General features: G+C 57.0%; 14 protein-coding genes and 1 tRNA gene. 5 read left to right on the top strand and 10 right to left on the bottom strand.

The genetic code is table 11. The features are described 5' to 3' along the window. Positions 1 to 24: 24 nt before the first annotated feature. The 10 genes from V1T76_RS16495 to V1T76_RS16540 all read right to left on the bottom strand — a co-directional run bounded on the left by V1T76_RS16495 (position 25) and on the right by V1T76_RS16540 (position 9956). On the bottom strand, positions 25 to 561 hold the full coding sequence (locus V1T76_RS16495; RefSeq protein WP_330561739.1) for a GNAT family N-acetyltransferase: 537 nt from the start codon (positions 559 to 561) through the stop codon (positions 25 to 27). Positions 562 to 703: 142 nt separating this feature from the next. Further along, entirely contained in the window at positions 704 to 1426 is a 723-nt protein-coding gene (locus V1T76_RS16500) for an RNA ligase family protein (RefSeq protein WP_330561740.1), read from the bottom strand. Positions 1427 to 2223: 797 nt separating this feature from the next. Further along, positions 2224 to 3219 (bottom strand): IS30 family transposase, encoded by a 996-nt coding sequence (locus V1T76_RS16505; RefSeq protein ID WP_330561741.1) that lies wholly within the window; start codon positions 3217 to 3219, stop codon positions 2224 to 2226. Positions 3220 to 3443: 224 nt separating this feature from the next. Beyond that, positions 3444 to 3965: a regulatory protein RecX gene (locus V1T76_RS16510; RefSeq protein WP_330561742.1), complete on the bottom strand. Its 522-nt coding sequence runs from the start codon at positions 3963 to 3965 to the stop codon at positions 3444 to 3446. After that, entirely contained in the window at positions 3955 to 4797 is an 843-nt protein-coding gene (locus tag V1T76_RS16515; RefSeq protein ID WP_330561743.1) for an MBL fold metallo-hydrolase, read from the bottom strand. Before V1T76_RS16515 ends, V1T76_RS16510 begins: the two co-directional genes overlap by 11 nt. Further along, entirely contained in the window at positions 4794 to 5600 is an 807-nt protein-coding gene (locus V1T76_RS16520) for a TatD family hydrolase (protein ID WP_330561744.1), read from the bottom strand. Before V1T76_RS16520 ends, V1T76_RS16515 begins: the two co-directional genes overlap by 4 nt. Before the next feature lie 149 nt (positions 5601 to 5749). Continuing rightward, the gene (locus V1T76_RS16525; RefSeq protein WP_330561745.1) at positions 5750 to 6811 is read right to left on the bottom strand and encodes a DNA polymerase III subunit delta'; all 1062 of its coding nucleotides are present in this window, start codon (positions 6809 to 6811) and stop codon (positions 5750 to 5752) included. Further along, a complete protein-coding gene (gene tmk / locus V1T76_RS16530) occupies positions 6811 to 7497 on the bottom strand; it encodes a dTMP kinase (protein ID WP_330561746.1) in 687 nt (228 codons plus the stop codon). The genes V1T76_RS16525 and tmk overlap by 1 nt, the downstream gene beginning before the upstream one ends. A 74-nt stretch (positions 7498 to 7571) precedes the next feature. Then, complete coding sequence (locus tag V1T76_RS16535; protein WP_330561747.1) at positions 7572 to 8651, bottom strand: D-alanyl-D-alanine carboxypeptidase family protein; 1080 nt, start codon at positions 8649 to 8651, stop codon at positions 7572 to 7574. 201 nt (positions 8652 to 8852) lie between these two features. Beyond that, positions 8853 to 9956 (bottom strand): septal ring lytic transglycosylase RlpA family protein, encoded by a 1104-nt coding sequence (locus V1T76_RS16540; protein ID WP_330561748.1) that lies wholly within the window; start codon positions 9954 to 9956, stop codon positions 8853 to 8855. Positions 9957 to 10757: 801 nt separating this feature from the next. Here V1T76_RS16540 and V1T76_RS16545 point away from each other — a divergent pair. The 5 genes from V1T76_RS16545 to V1T76_RS16565 all read left to right on the top strand — a co-directional run bounded on the left by V1T76_RS16545 (position 10758) and on the right by V1T76_RS16565 (position 16581). After that, positions 10758 to 10847: transfer RNA gene (locus V1T76_RS16545), tRNA-Ser, on the top strand. Between the two features lie 230 nt (positions 10848 to 11077). Continuing rightward, positions 11078 to 12340 (top strand): MHYT domain-containing protein, encoded by a 1263-nt coding sequence (locus V1T76_RS16550; RefSeq protein WP_330561749.1) that lies wholly within the window; start codon positions 11078 to 11080, stop codon positions 12338 to 12340. A 425-nt stretch (positions 12341 to 12765) separates the two neighbouring features. Then, on the top strand, positions 12766 to 13632 hold the full coding sequence (locus tag V1T76_RS16555; RefSeq protein WP_330561750.1) for an FAD binding domain-containing protein: 867 nt from the start codon (positions 12766 to 12768) through the stop codon (positions 13630 to 13632). Positions 13633 to 13654: 22 nt separating this feature from the next. After that, complete coding sequence (locus V1T76_RS16560; RefSeq protein ID WP_442970134.1) at positions 13655 to 14164, top strand: (2Fe-2S)-binding protein; 510 nt, start codon at positions 13655 to 13657, stop codon at positions 14162 to 14164. Beyond that, positions 14161 to 16581 carry an aerobic carbon-monoxide dehydrogenase large subunit gene (locus V1T76_RS16565; RefSeq protein ID WP_330561751.1) on the top strand — a complete coding sequence of 807 codons (2421 nt, stop codon included), beginning with the start codon at positions 14161 to 14163 and terminating at the stop codon, positions 16579 to 16581. Before V1T76_RS16560 ends, V1T76_RS16565 begins: the two co-directional genes overlap by 4 nt. Positions 16582 to 16583: the final 2 nt, after the last annotated feature.

The raw sequence follows: 16583 nt of genomic DNA on the forward strand, positions 1-16583 counted from the left end.
AATCGGGCTTGGCAGCGTGCTAAATCACGCAAGACAATCGCCAGCCAATCTCCCGAATAGCCTCTGGTCAAAACGCTGTCCTCGCAGGATCATTTTCTGCCGCTGGGTGCCTTCCAGTCGAAAGCCAGCTTTCTGCAAAACGCGATCCGACGCTGCGTTTCCTGCTAATGTCCAAGCTTCAAGACGATATAGTCGCATGTTTTTATGACAGTGGTTGGTGACTGCAATCAATGCTTCTGTCGCATATCCTTTGCCCCAATAGCGTTTGTCATACTCGTAACCGACAACCGCGAACGAGGCTTGCCTGCTGATGGAGTTCAAGCGAATGCAACCTAAAACGGCTCCCGTCCTGCTGTCTCGAACCATCCAGCCACCCCCTTTGGATTTCTGAGCAGCCCGGACCATCCAATTGACTAGAGCCTTCGTTCGTTTCTCAGAAGGCTTTCGGGGCAGGTCGGTATATTCGGATATTTCCGGTGCCGACAAAACGGTGTGATACGCTTCCCAGTCTTCAGGACGTACAGGAGACAGTTTCAAGCGATCGGTTTCCAGGTTCGCCATCTTACAAATGCCTCACGCTAAGATCATAGCCGTCGCCACGAAGCCAACAGGTTGACATGCTCGTCATGGGAGGAGGCTGTCCGCTGTCCCGGGGAGGACGGATAAGGTGCGCTGGGAACTTTGTGAATTGACGCATCAGAAATCAGTCGCTTGCCAGCTGATTGGCAATCAACTCGGCCTTCATCCAGTGCGTTTCGCTTTGAACATGACCGGCTCGAACATACTTCCCCATGGAAACTGGCATGTCGACCTCGTTAAACGCGTCGGCAATGCGCACCACAAAGCCTTCCTGTTTGGTGAAGTCCAAAGACTCAATAATTTCTTCGAACAGACCGGCTCTGAAGCAGCCGCGAAAGAGCGTCGGCACCGGACTGATGCCGAGTTCTTCAAACCTGCACAAAGTCTTGTCCCAGCTCTGGATCTCCTCGCCGATAATCCATGCGAACCCAAGGAAATAGGACGATAACGAAGTGTAGGCGACTGAGTGACGTGCATAAAGATTTTCGCCAACGATGCGTTCATCGTCTGCCAATTGCGGAGAAATGCTGGCAGCAAAAGCCTTCAGCCAGTCACGGGACGGATGGTAACGGCTATCAGGACTGCGGGCGAATGTACCACCGTTGTGAATAGTCGTGTTTTCACCATCCATCTTTTCGGTAATGACGAGATCTTCCACCATGAGACCTCGCACCGAGCCCATGGTCTTGTCGTCGCTGGTGCTTCCAGGCGACATAGGCAAATGGAAGGTTCGTCCATACTTTTTCATTCTGCAGAAATAGACGTTGTTCGGTGCGGCAGGCAAGTCTGCTTGTATTCCATGCTCTAACGACCGACGCTCAGCAAAGCAGGAAGCATGACGCAACATGTGAGTTAGTTCGGCGTGTGACTTCTAATGTAAATGCAACAAGAGCTTAGAGGCCGCCACAGGGCAGGGAGGTCAGCCTCCGGTCAGGCGTGCTGGTCGGGGTTGCTAAGCCTGTCCGGGGGCGGATGGTGGCACCGTGCCTAACTATCGGATGTAGAATTACATCTTAGCGAGGAACTTCTGCGTTTGACCGTTTATACCAAAGGTAACTTCCAAATAGTCCGATCAATCCAATTGCACTGCCCCAAGGAGATAGACTTAGGAAAACGTCTGCAATAGGGGGGGCGGGCAAGCAATCCTTGCCACATTTCAGTGCAAGACCGGCAGTGCCGATGCAGGCACTGGCGTAAAATGCGAGACCTGCAATCGATGCCGGAATCAGAGGCACATGACGCCTATCATCTGCGTTCGCCAAATACCATTTGGCCCCGATCCAAATCATTAGGAAGGTGTAGGGCCATATCCAGACCCAGAACGCAGAAATGGCAAAAGACCACCTCTGTTCGTTGGATTCCATTGGGCATTTTGTGCAGCCATCGTTAGCAACAACCGACACCACCACGCAGAAAGCATTTAGAATGATAAACAAGCTGTATATTGTAAAACGAAGAATGGATTGAAGCATGATACTCAACTTTATTTCTGTACTTCCTTACAAAGAAACGCTGCTCGCGCAGAAGTCCCTTATTGTAGTTATTGGATAGTCGAAACTACTGAAAATTGCAGAGCGATTATCGTGATACGATGGACAGACTGTCCAGACAGTTAGACAAGCCGGTGAGACAGAATCCGATCTTTTACTTGTTCACTTCACGCCTGAACACTTCAGCCGGGGTGTGGAAGCCGAGGCACTTCCTCGGCGTGTTATTCAACTGATCGATCAGTGATCGTATTGATTCCTCCGGAACTGACAAGACTGCGGTTTCCCGCGGCAGGTAACGTCGGATCCGCCGGTTCATGTTCTCAACAGAGCCTTTCTGCCAGGGGGCTGACGGGTCGCAGAACCAGGCGTCTGTACCCATGCCTTGCTTCAGCCGCCGCCAGGAGACGAATTCAAAACCTCTGTCGAACGTCAGGCTTTGCCGGGCATGCCTGGGTAGGGGGCCGAGCATGTTGATAAGCTGTTCCATGATCGGTATGGATTGTCGATCGTTGTTCTTGAACAGCACAGTGAACCGGCTCGTCCGCTCGACAACAGTCGCCACATTTGCATTGCCCTGAGCCCGTTCGAAAATCATGAGATCAGCCTCCCAGTGGCCAAACTCCTCGCGATCATTGATAATTTTCGGTCGATATTTGATTGAACGCGCTTTCGGGAAAACCGGATTTTGCGGCTTGCGTGCGTATCTCGGCCGCCGCTTTCTCCGCCGTTCCGGAAGCAGTCGCGCGAGTTGTCGCCGTTGTCCTTCTGGTGAATAGACATAGCGGTAGATCGTCTCGTGACAGACGCGGACCTTGGCCTTCGGTTCGATCTTCAACCGTCCGGCAATCTGTTCCGGCGACCAGCCGGCTTCCAGCTTCCCGATCACAGCGATGCGCAAATCCTCGCGACGATTTAGCTTGCCGACGCGCCGGCGCCGATCACGTGCCATGTCATTGGCGGTCAACGCCCAGTAGCCATCGGCATCGGGAAACCCACGATCATGCCAGTAATTGCGTTTGATCTCCCGGGAGATCGTTGCCCGGTCACGGCCGAGGCGTCTGGCGATCTCTGACTGGCTGAATTTCTGATCCAGCATCCTGGAAATCATTTTGCGTTCTTCAAAACTCAAATGCGAAAAAGTCCGGCTCAAAACATCGCTCCCGAAAAGCAGGCAGCTTAGCGCCTTTGTTGCAGTTCGGGATAGAATGTGCCCCGCCTACACGAACAAATCGCATAATCAATATTATGGAACATTTACTTGTGCGCTGATTTGTATGAGTATTTCAATTCGTTAGCCGCTGCAGCGATCGACTTTTCGGCACTGGCCTGAAATGGGTATCATTCTTCGCATGCCGATGTGTTCTGCTGCGTAGCTCAGTTGCCTTCTGATCCGTCGATCACCTTGCGCGCAATGTCGTAGGAAAACCCGGCGCGGCATAAGGCCGCCAGATCTTTTTCGCGGCGGTCGTCGCGTGATGGTGTTGTTCTGAATGGTCCAAGACGTCTGCGTCTTGCAAAAATCCGTGCAGCGTCTTCGTCACTGTTTTCGTCCTGTGCCAGGACGGTCTGAATTGTGGTTCTGTCGACACCCTTGGCAACGAGCTGCGCTTCGATTTTACGGGTGGATCCACCACGTCGCCGCAAACCGGCCGTTTTGGTTTCCGCATAGGTTTTGTCGTTCACCAGGCCTGTCTGAACGCATTTTTCAACGACGGCGTCGATCTGATCCGAATAGTCAGCCGGTTCGAGACCAAGGCTCATGCAGGCTTTCATAACCTTGCGTTCGAGAACCTTTCGCAGGTTGGCCGCTGACGTTGCATAGCGTTCCAGATAATGAAGCGCAGACTTGAGCAGCCGGTCTTCGGTCGGTGGTTTATATCGTGGCTTACCAGCCATCTGTCGACAAAACGGTTTCTTTGCCAGTGCCGGCAAATTCTGCAGTCAAAATCATTCCATCATAGGCCGGCTCTATGGTTTCAGGCAGTTCGGCGGACAGAATATGGTAGTCCAAGTCGTTGTGAAGATTGGTGAAAACGGCTCGTGACGGTGCAATTTTACGGGTCCAGGAAAGCGCATCGGCCAGGCAAAAATGGCTCGGATGCGGCCTGCGGCGCAGGCAGTCCAGGATCAGAATATGCAGATCTTTCAATCGGTTGAGGCTGGTTTGCGGAATGTCCGACACGTCTGGAATATAGGCAGCGTCCCCAATGCGAAATCCGAGAGCATTGATTTCTCCGTGGACGACCTCGAAGGGTTCGAACGTGATGGCGCCGCCGTCTCCGTCGATCGTGACGGCTGTTCCGGGCTTAAGATCATGACGCTCCAGAATGGGCGGATAGTTGGACCCTGCCGGTGTTTCGAAACAATAGCTGAATGCCGTGAGCGCGCGGGCTGCGGTAGCGTCATCCATGAAGACCGGAACTTTTTTCCCGGATTGGACCCAAAAGGCCCGCAAGTCGTCAATACCGTGCAGGTGATCGGCATGGGAATGTGTGTAAAGAACGGCATCCAGGTGCTTGACGTCGGCGGCCAGCAATTGCGTCCTGATGTCGGGACCGCTGTCTATCAACACCGTTGTGCACTTGTTATCCACACGCTTTTCCACAAGAAGCGCACAGCGGCCGCGCCGGTTCTTTGGCTCGGCAGGATCGCAGTCGCCCCAATCGTTACCGACGCGCGGTACGCCTCCGGACGAACCGCATCCGAGAATGGTCAGCGTCAATGTCATGAAGCAATCGCTTTTGTCTGCTGGTTCTGACGGGGCACCTTGTTGAAAAGGCGGAAGAAATTGTCTGTGGTCTGCCGCGCGATCTCTTCTTCTGAGACACCGCGTGTTTCCGCCAGAACCGCTGCGGTCATGGCTGTATAGGCTGGTTCGTTCCGCTTGCCCCGTTTCGGCTGCGGGGCGAGATAAGGCGCGTCTGTTTCCACGAGCAAACGGTCAGCCGGCAGGTCGCGCGCAATATCGCGGATCTCTTCGGAACGCTTGAACGTCAGTATACCGGAGAAGGAAACATAAAGCCCAAGCTCGATCCCCGTGAGTGCCAGATCGCGACCGGACGAGAAGCAGTGCAAAAGGGCAGGGAAAGCCCCCTTCCCCATTTCTTCTCGCAAAATGGCGGCCATGTCGTCATCGGCGTCGCGTGAATGTATGACAAGCGGCAAGCCTGTGCGCCGTGCTGCCTCGATATGGATACGCAGACCTTCCGCCTGTGCGTCACGTGGTGCCTTGTCGTAAAAATAATCCAGGCCTGCTTCACCAATCGCCACCACCTTGGGGTGGTTCGTCAATTGCACGATTTCGTCGGCGGTGATGCCGCGCTCAGTCCCGGCGTTGTGCGGATGGGTTCCGACCGAACAATAGACTTGCGGAAATTCTTCCGCGATTGCAAGCACCTGATCGAATTTGCGGATATGGGTGCAGATGGTCACCATCAGCTCTACACCGGCGGCTTTGGCCCGGGCGATCAGGTCGGCGCGTTCGCCGTCAAAATCAGGGAAATCGAGATGGCAGTGGCTATCGACGAGCATTTAGGATCCAGATGTCTTTGATTGGTAGGGCGCATATAGGTGCTTCAGCTGCCTTTTAACAAGAGAATCGGAAGTTGCCCAAGTCACGAACGGCTGGATGCGGCGATTTACGTCTTGTTCTGGCGCAATCCTGAGATGCTTTGTGGTCGTCAGGCGGCGCGCAGAGCGAAGAAGAAATCCAGAACGACCTGTTTCTTGTCGAGATTGAGTGCGTCTGCGTCCCGGATCGCCTTGTTCATTTTTTCCCAGAGCTCGACGATGCCGTGCGCGTCGCGGACACCATTGGCAAGGTTACGGCGCATGCGGTCATGCAGCCAGATCTGCATGATGTGCTGGAAGCTTTCCCAATTGTCGGTCTGGCCACGCGCGGCCACCAGATCCGCCAGTGCATGGACTGCTGCCAGATCAAGCTGCTGCGGCCGGTCGGCAAGCTGACGAACACCCTTGGCAATCGCCAAACCATCGCCAGAGAGTAAGGTGATCGCAGAGCGAAGGCTGCCATCTGCTGTCTGGGCCAGTTCACGAAGGTCCTCAGTCGACGCAATCGAACCACCGGAAAGGTCCTCAAGCCCCTCAGCGATTTCCTTTTCGCTCAATGGATCGAGATCAAGCCGCCGGCATCTGGACCGAATGGTCGGTAAAAGACGACCGGGCGCATGGCTTAAAACCAGAAACAAGCACCTTTGCGGTGGTTCTTCCAGGATCTTCAAAAGAGCGTTGGCAGAACTGATGTTCATGTCGTCGGCAGCATCGACAATGCAGATCCGCCAGGCTTTCGCTGATGCGGTGGTGCCAAAGAAAGAGACGGTTTTGCGAACTTCGTCCACCGGCAGATCGGCTTTGAACCGTTTCGATTTTTCATCCCAGGGACGCCTAAGGTGCAGGACATTGGGATGTCCGCCTGCCCTGAGCTGCCGGGCAACGGGATGGTCCTGCATGACGGCAAGATCGCGCGCGGCGGCGACGTCCGGCCCGAACCTGTCCGGATTGGCGATCACGAAACGTGCAAAGCGAAAGGCGAGTGTCGCCTTGCCGATGCCCTTCGGCCCGCCCAGGATCCAGGCATGGTGTAGCCGCTCTGATCTGTAAGCTTCCAGCAGTGCCTGTTCGGTTTTCGCGTGCCCGATCAGTCGATCGCGTTCGTGCGGCAATGGATATCCCGGAAGGGCATCAACCTCGGGAATATCGATCGGTTCATTGGCACGGGCCATTAATGCGCCTCTGCAGGAATGCCGGTTGCGGACTTTGCTTGGGGCAGATCGCTGGAGAAAGTTTTCTGCACGGTTTCCCGGATGGCCGCGGCAACTTCATCAAGGCCCTTCGAGCCGTCGATGACCGCAAATCGGAAGGATTCCATTTCTGCAAGTTCCAGAAACAACTCGCGTCTGCGCTGATGAACCTTCAGGTCTTCGTCTTCGAACCGGTCCGGGCCACCACTGTTGTCCGTGCGGGAGCGTTCTGCCACTCGACCGAGTCCGATTTCAACCGGAACGTCGATCAGGATTGTCAGGTCAGGATAAACGCCGGCAACGGCTGCCGTTTCCAGCAGCTTGAGATACTCGCGGTCGACGCCGGCCTCGCCCTGATAGACCCAGGTCGAATCTGCATATCGGTCGCAAAGCACCCAGTCTCCGCGCTCCAGCGCCGGTTTGATAGTCGTGTCGACATGGTCCGCCCGAGCAGCGGCAAACAGCATTGCTTCCCCGCGCGGACCGAGATCCTTTGCGCCGCCAGACAGCAGCATTGTCCGGATCTTTTCAGCCCCTGGTGAGCCACCCGGTTCCCGCGTGACAACGACAGACTGGCCCAGGCCTTCCAGATAGGTTTTCAGGCGGGCGATCTGTGTCGATTTTCCGGCGCCCTCGCCGCCTTCAAAGGTGATGAAATGTCCTGACACCCGTTCCCGGCTCCGCTTGTTCTTGTTGGTCTTTGTCACCGGCTTTAACAGCAAATGCAATCGCTGTGGACCGTTTAACCGATCCAGCCGAACAGAAGTTCCTGCAGGCCATCAAGTGCTCGGCCGATCAAGGTTCCTTCCGCAACCGTGCCTCCGGTGACAAGAGGAGAACGGTAGACGATACCGTCCTTGCCGATCACGCGGATTTCGCCGACTTTCTCTCCAGCCTCGACAGGCGCGGCAAGCGGGCCGTTGTAGATGACCCGAATCCGGTAGTCCAGTGTGCCGCCGCGCGGCAACAGAACGTTGACGTTCTTTTCGGAAATCAGAGGCACACTTCCGGAAACACCGCCGAAAACCCGGCCGTCAGCAACAACATCGCCTGCTGAAAACAGTGTCTGGACGGAGAAATATTCCCAGGCGCCTTCAATGACTTCCTTCAGCGTCTGCAGCCGGTGCTTGTCAGAGGAAAGACCGGCTACCGCGGCTATCACCCGGCGGCCGTTCCTGTCGACCGACCCAAGGCCGGAATAGCCGGCTTCTGCATCGTTGCCACCGCCCAGACCGTCGAGGTTACGGATTTCACCAAGCAAGGGGTTCTTGTTACGCTGGAATATCTTGTTCCAGGTGAATTCCGGGATTGCAAACATCGGATAAAGATCGGCGTGGCTTTCCAGAATGTATTCCGCAAGCCTTGCCTGGTCCCGGACCGTCGTCTGGCTTGGAACCTCCGGATAGCCGGTCGGGTTGCCGAACCGGCTGTTCTTCATGCCGATGGTGCGCGCAAGTTCGCTCATGCGCACCGCAAAGGCTTCTTCTGACCCGTCAAGGCATTCAGCCAGAATGATTGCGGCATCGTTGCCGTTGTGTACCAGCAGGCCCTTCAGCAGATCTTCAACCGGTATGTCAGACTTGATGGCGGCGAACATTGTTGCCCCACGTCCTGACGGCGCACCGCCTGTGCGCCAGGCGTGCTCGCTGACATTGCAAGTTTGATCGAGCTTCAGGTCACCGTCTTTCAGCGCTTTGAAGACAGTCGCTGCCGTCATGACCTTGACGAGAGCTCCCGGCGTGAACGGGCGGTCCGGTTCCTTTGCAAACAGGATGGTGCCGGAGGCTGGTTCAAAGAGAAAAGCCATCGGAGCTTTGGTCACGATGGTTTCAGCCGCCTGCGCGGGGACCGCAAGAGACGAGACGAGCAGGAACGAAAAAAGCGCCCCTCGCCTCAACAGACGACGGGACGCTTTTTGAAATCCGGAGACAGAATGTGCGGAGGCCATAAACCGCTTGCCTTATTTTTTCATACAGGCGCGGCTTCCTGGAAGAAGCCGGACATGCTCCGGCTTCCGGGCCGATTAGCCGCCGTTTTCCAGTTTGACAGCCAGCTCCCGCATGGAAAGACCCGTCGCGGAAGCGTTTGCGAGAAGCGAATGTGCGTCGGAGATTCGGCGGTTCGCTGCGAAGGACGAAATCGCACTGCCGTTGACGAGACCGGCGGACGTACCCGGTGCCGGTACGCGCAGCACACCGAGCGTACCTTCTGCAGGTGCCAGGCCCGACGGGGAATAAGCCGATTCAACCGGTTCGAAACGATTGTTCGAAGCAACCTCAATGGTCGGCTGGCCGGCTTCGAAAGCCAGTGCCGGGTCAAAGGCAACAGTGACAGTGGTCTGCCGAGCCCGGAAAGCCGTCGTGGTCGATGCAGTTGCCATGTAAGGACGGGTAGCTGGCGCGGGCACCGCACCGAAAGTAACCTGCGGCGCGGTCTGCTGAGGGGCAACCTGCTTCGGTTCGGCCTGAGCCAGCATTGTGCCAGGCATGGTCGCACCAGGCTCGACAGCGCCCGGGCCACGGTAGGACGCCATCAGGAATGCTTCATCCTGACCGTGCAGCGGAGCACGACCGACATATTCGACCTTCACCTTGCCGATACCGGCGTTCTTGGTGCCAAGCATGGTTGCCGCGCGTTCTGACAGGTCGATAACGCGGTTGCCATGGAAGGGGCCGCGGTCATTGACGCGTACGATCATCGACCGTCCGTTTTCCACGTTAGTGACGCGGGCATAAGACGGCAGCGGCATCGTGGTGTGCGCGGCTGTGATTGAGTTCCGGTCAAAGATTTCGCCATTTGCGGTCTTGCGGCCGTGGAATGTCGGTCCGTACCAGGAAGCGAGTCCGGTTCTCTTATAATCCGGGTCTTCTTTCGGATAATACCATGTGCCGGCGATCTTGTATTTCTTGCCGACGATATAGCGTCCGCCACCTTTCGGTACGGGCTGACCTTCCGCAACCATGCGCGGACTGCCTTTGACGCCATATTTTTCCGGGCTGAATTTGGATTTCTGCTGTGGAGCGCTGCTGCAGGCAGCGACGGCCGAAACAGCGGCCGCTACAATCAACCCAGTGCGCAACTGGGCGCTGAGTTTACGGCCAGGACGCGAGTTAACCTCAAGCGTCACGGCCGGCTCCCCTGAAGACGTTCCTGCCACCTGGTTGTTCACCTGGCAAGATTTCCCGCCTGTCCCTTGCATACTGCCGTCCTACTCATTACGCGTTGGCGGCCCCGCAGCTCACGCGATCATTCCGATGCGTGGTTCGGTCCGCACCGGTTTTCAAGGCATTGTTCCGATCTTCAGATCAGTCCCCGCAAGATGCACCAGCCCCCGCTATACATCCCGCATATGCCCTTGTTAAAGCGTAGTTTTATTACTTCAAAGTAAACTGTCCGTCGAGGCCGCGCCGTTGCCCAATTTCAACTCTCCACCGCTTTCGAGCCGTTTCAGGCTCAGTCCCGGAAGTGTGGCGGGTGTAACAGTCTGAAATATATGACGAAAAGCTGCGTCAATTTGCCGGTTTTCAAGTGTTGCGCCGAAAACACAGGTGAGAAGAAATCGTCATTCGCTCCACATGTGATCCAGGTCACATTCTGCCCTGTCAATTCCGCCTAGGGTGTCCTCATTGCTGATGACCGCCCTGTCACAGCAACGCTGGACCCCACCTCCAGCTTAGGCCGCCGGTTCAAAACCCTGCCCACGACACCGGACCGGCGGCCCCTGCCCTTTGGCGATGTTCCTGCGCTCGCGCTGCCCGTCCTGCCCCCTCTAAGCAAGCAGCGCCGGAACATCCCAAAGGAGCCTCCTCCCGCTACGCGCATCCACACGATTTCTCCAGCCTGAACCTCATGCAGATGATTCCGGCTTGACTTTCCGATTGAGAAAAAGGAAACGGTTTGAACAGCCGGGCCGCCAAGGCACCGGTTTGGTGAGGTGGCCGAGTGGTTTAAGGCAGCGGTCTTGAAAACCGCCGTGCGTGAGAGCGTACCGTGGGTTCGAATCCCACCCTCACCGCCATTTCTCTTTTTTCCCTAAATGTTTCCGGTCACTTGCGCGCTTGGCGCCGGGTGTGGGCTTTGTGCGCATTCCTCCGCGACTTTCCAAAAAAAGTTGAGAATTTTGTAGTCGAAAGCAGTTGTGGCTTTGGCTTCACTCACAATTTGATGCGGATTTGTCTTTCCCCTATCATTTGATTTGGAGGAACCGTCGCTCGATGCGGCGGCGGCTACTGGGAGGAGATAGCCGGCATGTCGGTGATGCACGAGCCCTGGCTTGTTGCGCTGTCCCTGGTGATGGCCTTTCAGGGCAGTTTTGTAGGCTTGAATCTTGCTGTGCAGGTGAGAAGCGCGGCGGATCCGCGCCGGCGGCTGTTGCTGGCAGGTGCTGCGCTGACGCTTGCGCTTGCCATCTGGTCCATGCATTTCGTCGGCATGCTGGCAGCGCAATTGCCGGTCGCTGTCGACTTTCTTGTCTTGCCGACGCTGTTGTCGTTTCTCGTTTGTGTTCTTGTTGTCGGCATAGCGGTTTTTGCCGCCAGCAATGCGCGTCTGACGCCGGTTCGGCTCGGCCTTTCCGCGTTTGTGATGGGAAGCGGCATCTGCACCATGCACTACCTCGGAATGTATGCCCTTCATGGTTCTTTGCGCATGGAGCATGACCCGGCCTACGTCTTTGCAAGTTTCCTGATTGCCTTCAACGCAGCCGGTCTCGCCATGTGGTTGCTTTTTGGTCTCGGTCGCCGCCCTCCTCTTGTCATTTCGGCAGCGGTGCTGGCCCTTGCGATTTCGGCCATGCACTACACGGCCATGGCCGGTTTGACCTACGAAACGCGGCAGCCGCTTTTCGAGGGGCTTGCGCCGGCCTTGAGCCCTGGAATGCTCGCCATTCTGGTGTCCTGTGTTGCGTTTCTGGTGTCTGGTCTGTTCCTTCTGGCGCTCGTTCCTGCACACGAAAGCCAGATCGATTCCGCGCGCGAGACCGAAGCTGAGTATGAAAACTCACTGCACAGCGCCAGCGAAGAAAAGAACGTTGCGAGAGACGTGCCTGCAACAACGGCAACAGCCAAATCCGCGTCAGGCTTGCAGGCTGCGGCACAAGCCGTTCGTCCAGGTCAACATGCTGCGAAAGGAATGCTGCCGATCGAGCGGGACGGCCAGAAGACCAAGATTGGCGTTCTGGACATTTACGCCATTCACGCGGACGCGCATTACACGCGCATATGTGACGGCAGCAGGGAGTTCTTTTGCCCGCTTTCAATCAGCGAGGCAGAGCAGCAACTTGATCCGAGAACCTTCAACCGGGTCCACCGCAGTCACATCGTCAATCTCAACCGTGTTGTCAGCTACAAGCGCTCTGGCGATGGCGGCATTCTTGTTCTGGCAGGCCAGTCTGCGCAGAGTGTTCCTGTCAGCCGGTCACGGTGGGGGCGGGTGAAAGCGCGTCTGAAGGTGATTGGCCAGAGCCGGCCACAAAGCCATGCAGGTCATGAACAACCGGCGGCTGCCCAATAATTAAGAGGCCTGGGACCGGCAACTCCTACGTGTTGCACTGCGTATCGAGCGTAAAAACACGCCGTTCGTGCAAACCTGCATGATTGAAGTGCGGTTTGTTCCACTTCCGGCCACATCTGAAAAAGCCGCCATAAGCTTCTGTAATTTGGTTCCTATTTCTAAATTGCTGCCAGTCTCAGTTCCGGAATGTGTCAATAAAACTGTCGCAATTCGTGCAAGACAGACCGCCGTCCGTGTGGTCTGGCAGGCGGTTTGTGCAAGGAGCCTTGAGTGTGCGCCGCACACTTCCGCACCCTCTTCCTACGTGAACTGTCCAGCCGCTTGCTGCGTTTGGACATGACGCTGCCGCTTGGAGGCGAAACCATTCGCCTTTCAAGAGAACCGGCATCCGGCCCCTGGGTGGCCGGCAGAGGGAGGAGAAAGACGTGATACCTGGTGCATTCACCTATCACCGGCCATCGTCCGTTGCAGAAGCGGTTGCGATCCTGGTCAGCCATGGCGACGAAGCGCGGCCTCTGTCGGGCGGACATAGCCTGATCCCCATGATGAAGCTTCGCATGGCAGCGCCGGAACACCTGGTCGACCTTGGGGGCATCGCCGATCTCAAGGGCATCACGGATGACGGCGATATGATCACCATTCGCGCGATGACCACGCAGCACGAATTGATTGCATCGGACCTGCTTGCGGAAAAGCTGCCGATCATTCGTGAAACATCGCTTCTCATTGCCGATCCGCAAATCAGATATGTCGGTACGCTTGGCGGCAATGTCGCCAATGGCGATCCTGGCAACGACATGCCGGCGCTTATGCAGTGTCTGAATTCGGCCTATGTCCTGACCGGTCCTGAAGGCGAGCGCGAGGTTCCCGCGCGGGGCTTCTATGAAGCGGCCTATTTCACCGCCCTTGCACCGGAAGAAATCCTGACAGCGGTCAGAATCCCGGTTCCGCCTGCGGGCCATGGCTACGCCTACGAAAAACTGAAGCGCAAGGTCGGCGATTATGCGACGGCCGCCGCCGCCGTGGTGCTGACCTTGAACGGTGACACCGTCTCTTTCTGTTCCATTGCGCTCACCAATGTCGCCGATACACCACTTTATGCGCAGGAGGCCGGAGACATCCTGACCGGCTCGACGCTGGATGCGGAGACTGTTGCCCGCGCAGTTGCAGCCGCGGAGGCGATCACCGAACCCGCCTCGGACGGACGTGGACCGGCGGAATACCGCACCAAGATGGCCGGCGTGATGTTGCAGAGAGCTCTCGCAAGAGCTGCAACGCGCGCCAAAAGCTGAACCGGGACCGAGGGAGACACACATGAGCGATATCGAACAGATCCCGGTCACCATGACCGTCAACGGCAAGAAGGTGCAGCGCTTTGTTGAAGCGCGCACGCTACTGATCCATTTCCTGCGCGAGGACCTCAATCTTACAGGGCCGCATATCGGCTGCGAGACGTCCCATTGCGGGGCCTGCACTGTGGAACTGAACGGCATGTCCGTGAAGTCCTGCACCATGTTTGCAGTCCAGGCAGACGGCGCGGAACTTACCACCATCGAAGGCATGGCCAATGCGGATGGCACCTTGTCCGCGCTTCAGGAAGGCTTCCGGCAGATGCACGGGCTGCAATGCGGCTTCTGCACGCCGGGCATGATCCTGCGCGCGCACACGCTGCTGAAGGAAAACCCGAACCCGACGGAAGAAGAAATCCGGATGGGGATCTCGGGAAACCTCTGCCGCTGCACCGGTTACCAGAACATCGTCAAGGCGATCCAGTACGCCGTTGCAAAGCTGAATGGTACTGAATTTCAGGAGGCTGCAGAATGAACGACATGACCCCGACAAGGGAACAGCGTGAAGCCGCCCTGGAAGGCATGGGCTGCAAGCGCAAGCGCGTGGAAGACATCCGCTTCACACAGGGCAAGGGCCAGTATGTCGACGATCTGAAACTGCCCGGCATGGTGTTCGGCGATTTCGTCCGCTCTCCCTATGCCCACGCGAAGATCACCAGGATCGACGCCTCCGAGGCCCTGAAACTGCCTGGCGTGATCGCCGTTCTGACAGCGGAAGATCTGAAAGGCGTCAACTTGGCGTGGATGCCGACTTTGGCCGGCGACGTGCAGATGGTACTGGCCGACGGCAAGGTGCTTTACCAGAACCAGGAAGTTGCCTTTGTGGTGGCCGAAAACCGCTACATCGCCGACGATGCCATCCAGCTTGTGGAAGTCGAATACGAAGAGCTTCCCGTCCTGACCGATCCCTTCAAGTCGATGGACCCGGATGCCCCTGTTCTGCGGCCGGATCTCGACGGCAAGACAGAAGGGGCCCACGGGCCGCGCAAACACCACAACCACATTTTCACATGGGAAGTGGGCGACCGCGAGGAAACCGACAAGGCCTTTGAGGAGGCCGATGTCACCATCAAGGAACTGATCTCCTATCACAGGACGCATCCCTCACCGCTTGAGACCTGTCAGTGCGTTGCGTCCATGGACAAGATAAAGGGTGAACTCACTGTCTGGGGCACGTTCCAGGCCCCTCATGTCATCCGCACAGTCGCCTCGCTTCTGTCGACCATCCCCGAGCAGAAGATCCATGTGATTGCACCGGATATCGGCGGTGGCTTCGGTAACAAGGTCGGGGCTTATCCGGGTTACATCTGCGCCATTGTTGCCTCGATCGTCACCGGGGTTCCGGTGAAATGGGTCGAGGACCGGATGGAAAACCTTTCCACCACCTCTTTCGCCCGCGACTATCACATGACGGCTGAAATCGCCGCAAAGAACGACGGCACTGTTACCGGGCTCAAGGTGCATGTTCTGGCCGATCACGGCGGCTTCGATGCCTGCGCCGACCCATCGAAATGGCCGGCCGGTTTCTTCAATATCGTGACCGGGTCATATGATTTCCCGGCTGCACATCTGGAAGTCGACGGGGTCTATACAAACAAGGCGCCCGGCGGCGTCGCCTACCGTTGTTCGTTCCGTGTGACGGAGGCGGCCTATTGCATCGAGCGGGCCATGGATATTCTGGCTCAGAAGCTCGACATGGATCCGGCAGACTTGCGGATGAAGAACTTCGTCAAAGCGGAGCAGTTCCCCTATCACTCGGCCCTTGGCTGGGAATATGACAGTGGCGACTATCACACCGCCATGCAGAAGGCGATGGACACAATCGGCTACCGCGAGCTGCGCGCCGAGCAAAAGGCCAAACAGGAAGCCTTCAAACGCGGCGAAACCCGCGAGATCATGGGCATTGGCGTGTCGTTCTTTACCGAGATCGTCGGCGCCGGTCCGTCCAAGAATTGCGATATCCTCGGTGTCGCAATGTTCGACAGCGCGGAAATCCGCGTGCACCCGACCGGCTCGGTGATTTCCCGCATGGGCACCAAATCGCAAGGCCAGGGGCACGAGACCACCTGGGCGCAGATCATTGCGACGGAAATCGGTATTCCGGCCGCCGACATCATGGTGGAGGAAGGCAACACGGATACCGCGCCTTACGGTCTCGGGACCTATGGCTCGCGCTCCACACCGGTGGCCGGTGCCGCGATCGCCCTCGCGTCTCGCAAGATCCGCAACAAGGCGCAGATGATCGCGGCCCACATGCTGGAAGTTTCCGAATACGATCTGGAATGGGATGTCGACGGTTTCCAGGTGAAAGGAAATCCGCAGGCACGCAAATCCATGAAGGAAATCGCATGGGCTGCCTATCATGCCCCGCCTCCGGGCATGGAGCCTGGTCTTGAAGCGGTCAGTTATTACGACCCGCCCAACATGACCTATCCTTTCGGCGCCTACTTCTGCGTGATGGACATTGATGTCGACACCGGCGTTGCCAAGACACGACGCTTCTATGCGCTGGATGACTGTGGAACCCGGATCAATCCGATGATCATCGAGGGTCAGGTCCACGGCGGCCTGACGGAGGCCTTCGCCATCGCGATGGGACAGGAGATCCGCTACGACGAGATGGGCAACGTGCTGGGTGCGTCCTTTATGGACTTCTTCCTGCCGACGGCGGTCGAAACACCGCATTGGGAAACGGATTTCACCGTCACCCCCAGCCCGCATCATCCGATCGGGGCAAAGGGCGTTGGTGAAAGCCCAAATGTCGGCGGTGTGCCGGCTTTCTCCAACGCGGTGAACGACGCCTTCAAGTTCCTCGGGTCGACCCATATCCAGATGCCGCATGACGCCTGGCGGATCTGGCAGGCGGCCAAGGAACTGGGCGCGCACGGGTAAAG

The sequence above is a fragment of the Roseibium sp. FZY0029 genome (genome assembly GCF_036350355.1).
GTDB lineage: Bacteria > Pseudomonadota > Alphaproteobacteria > Rhizobiales > Stappiaceae > Roseibium.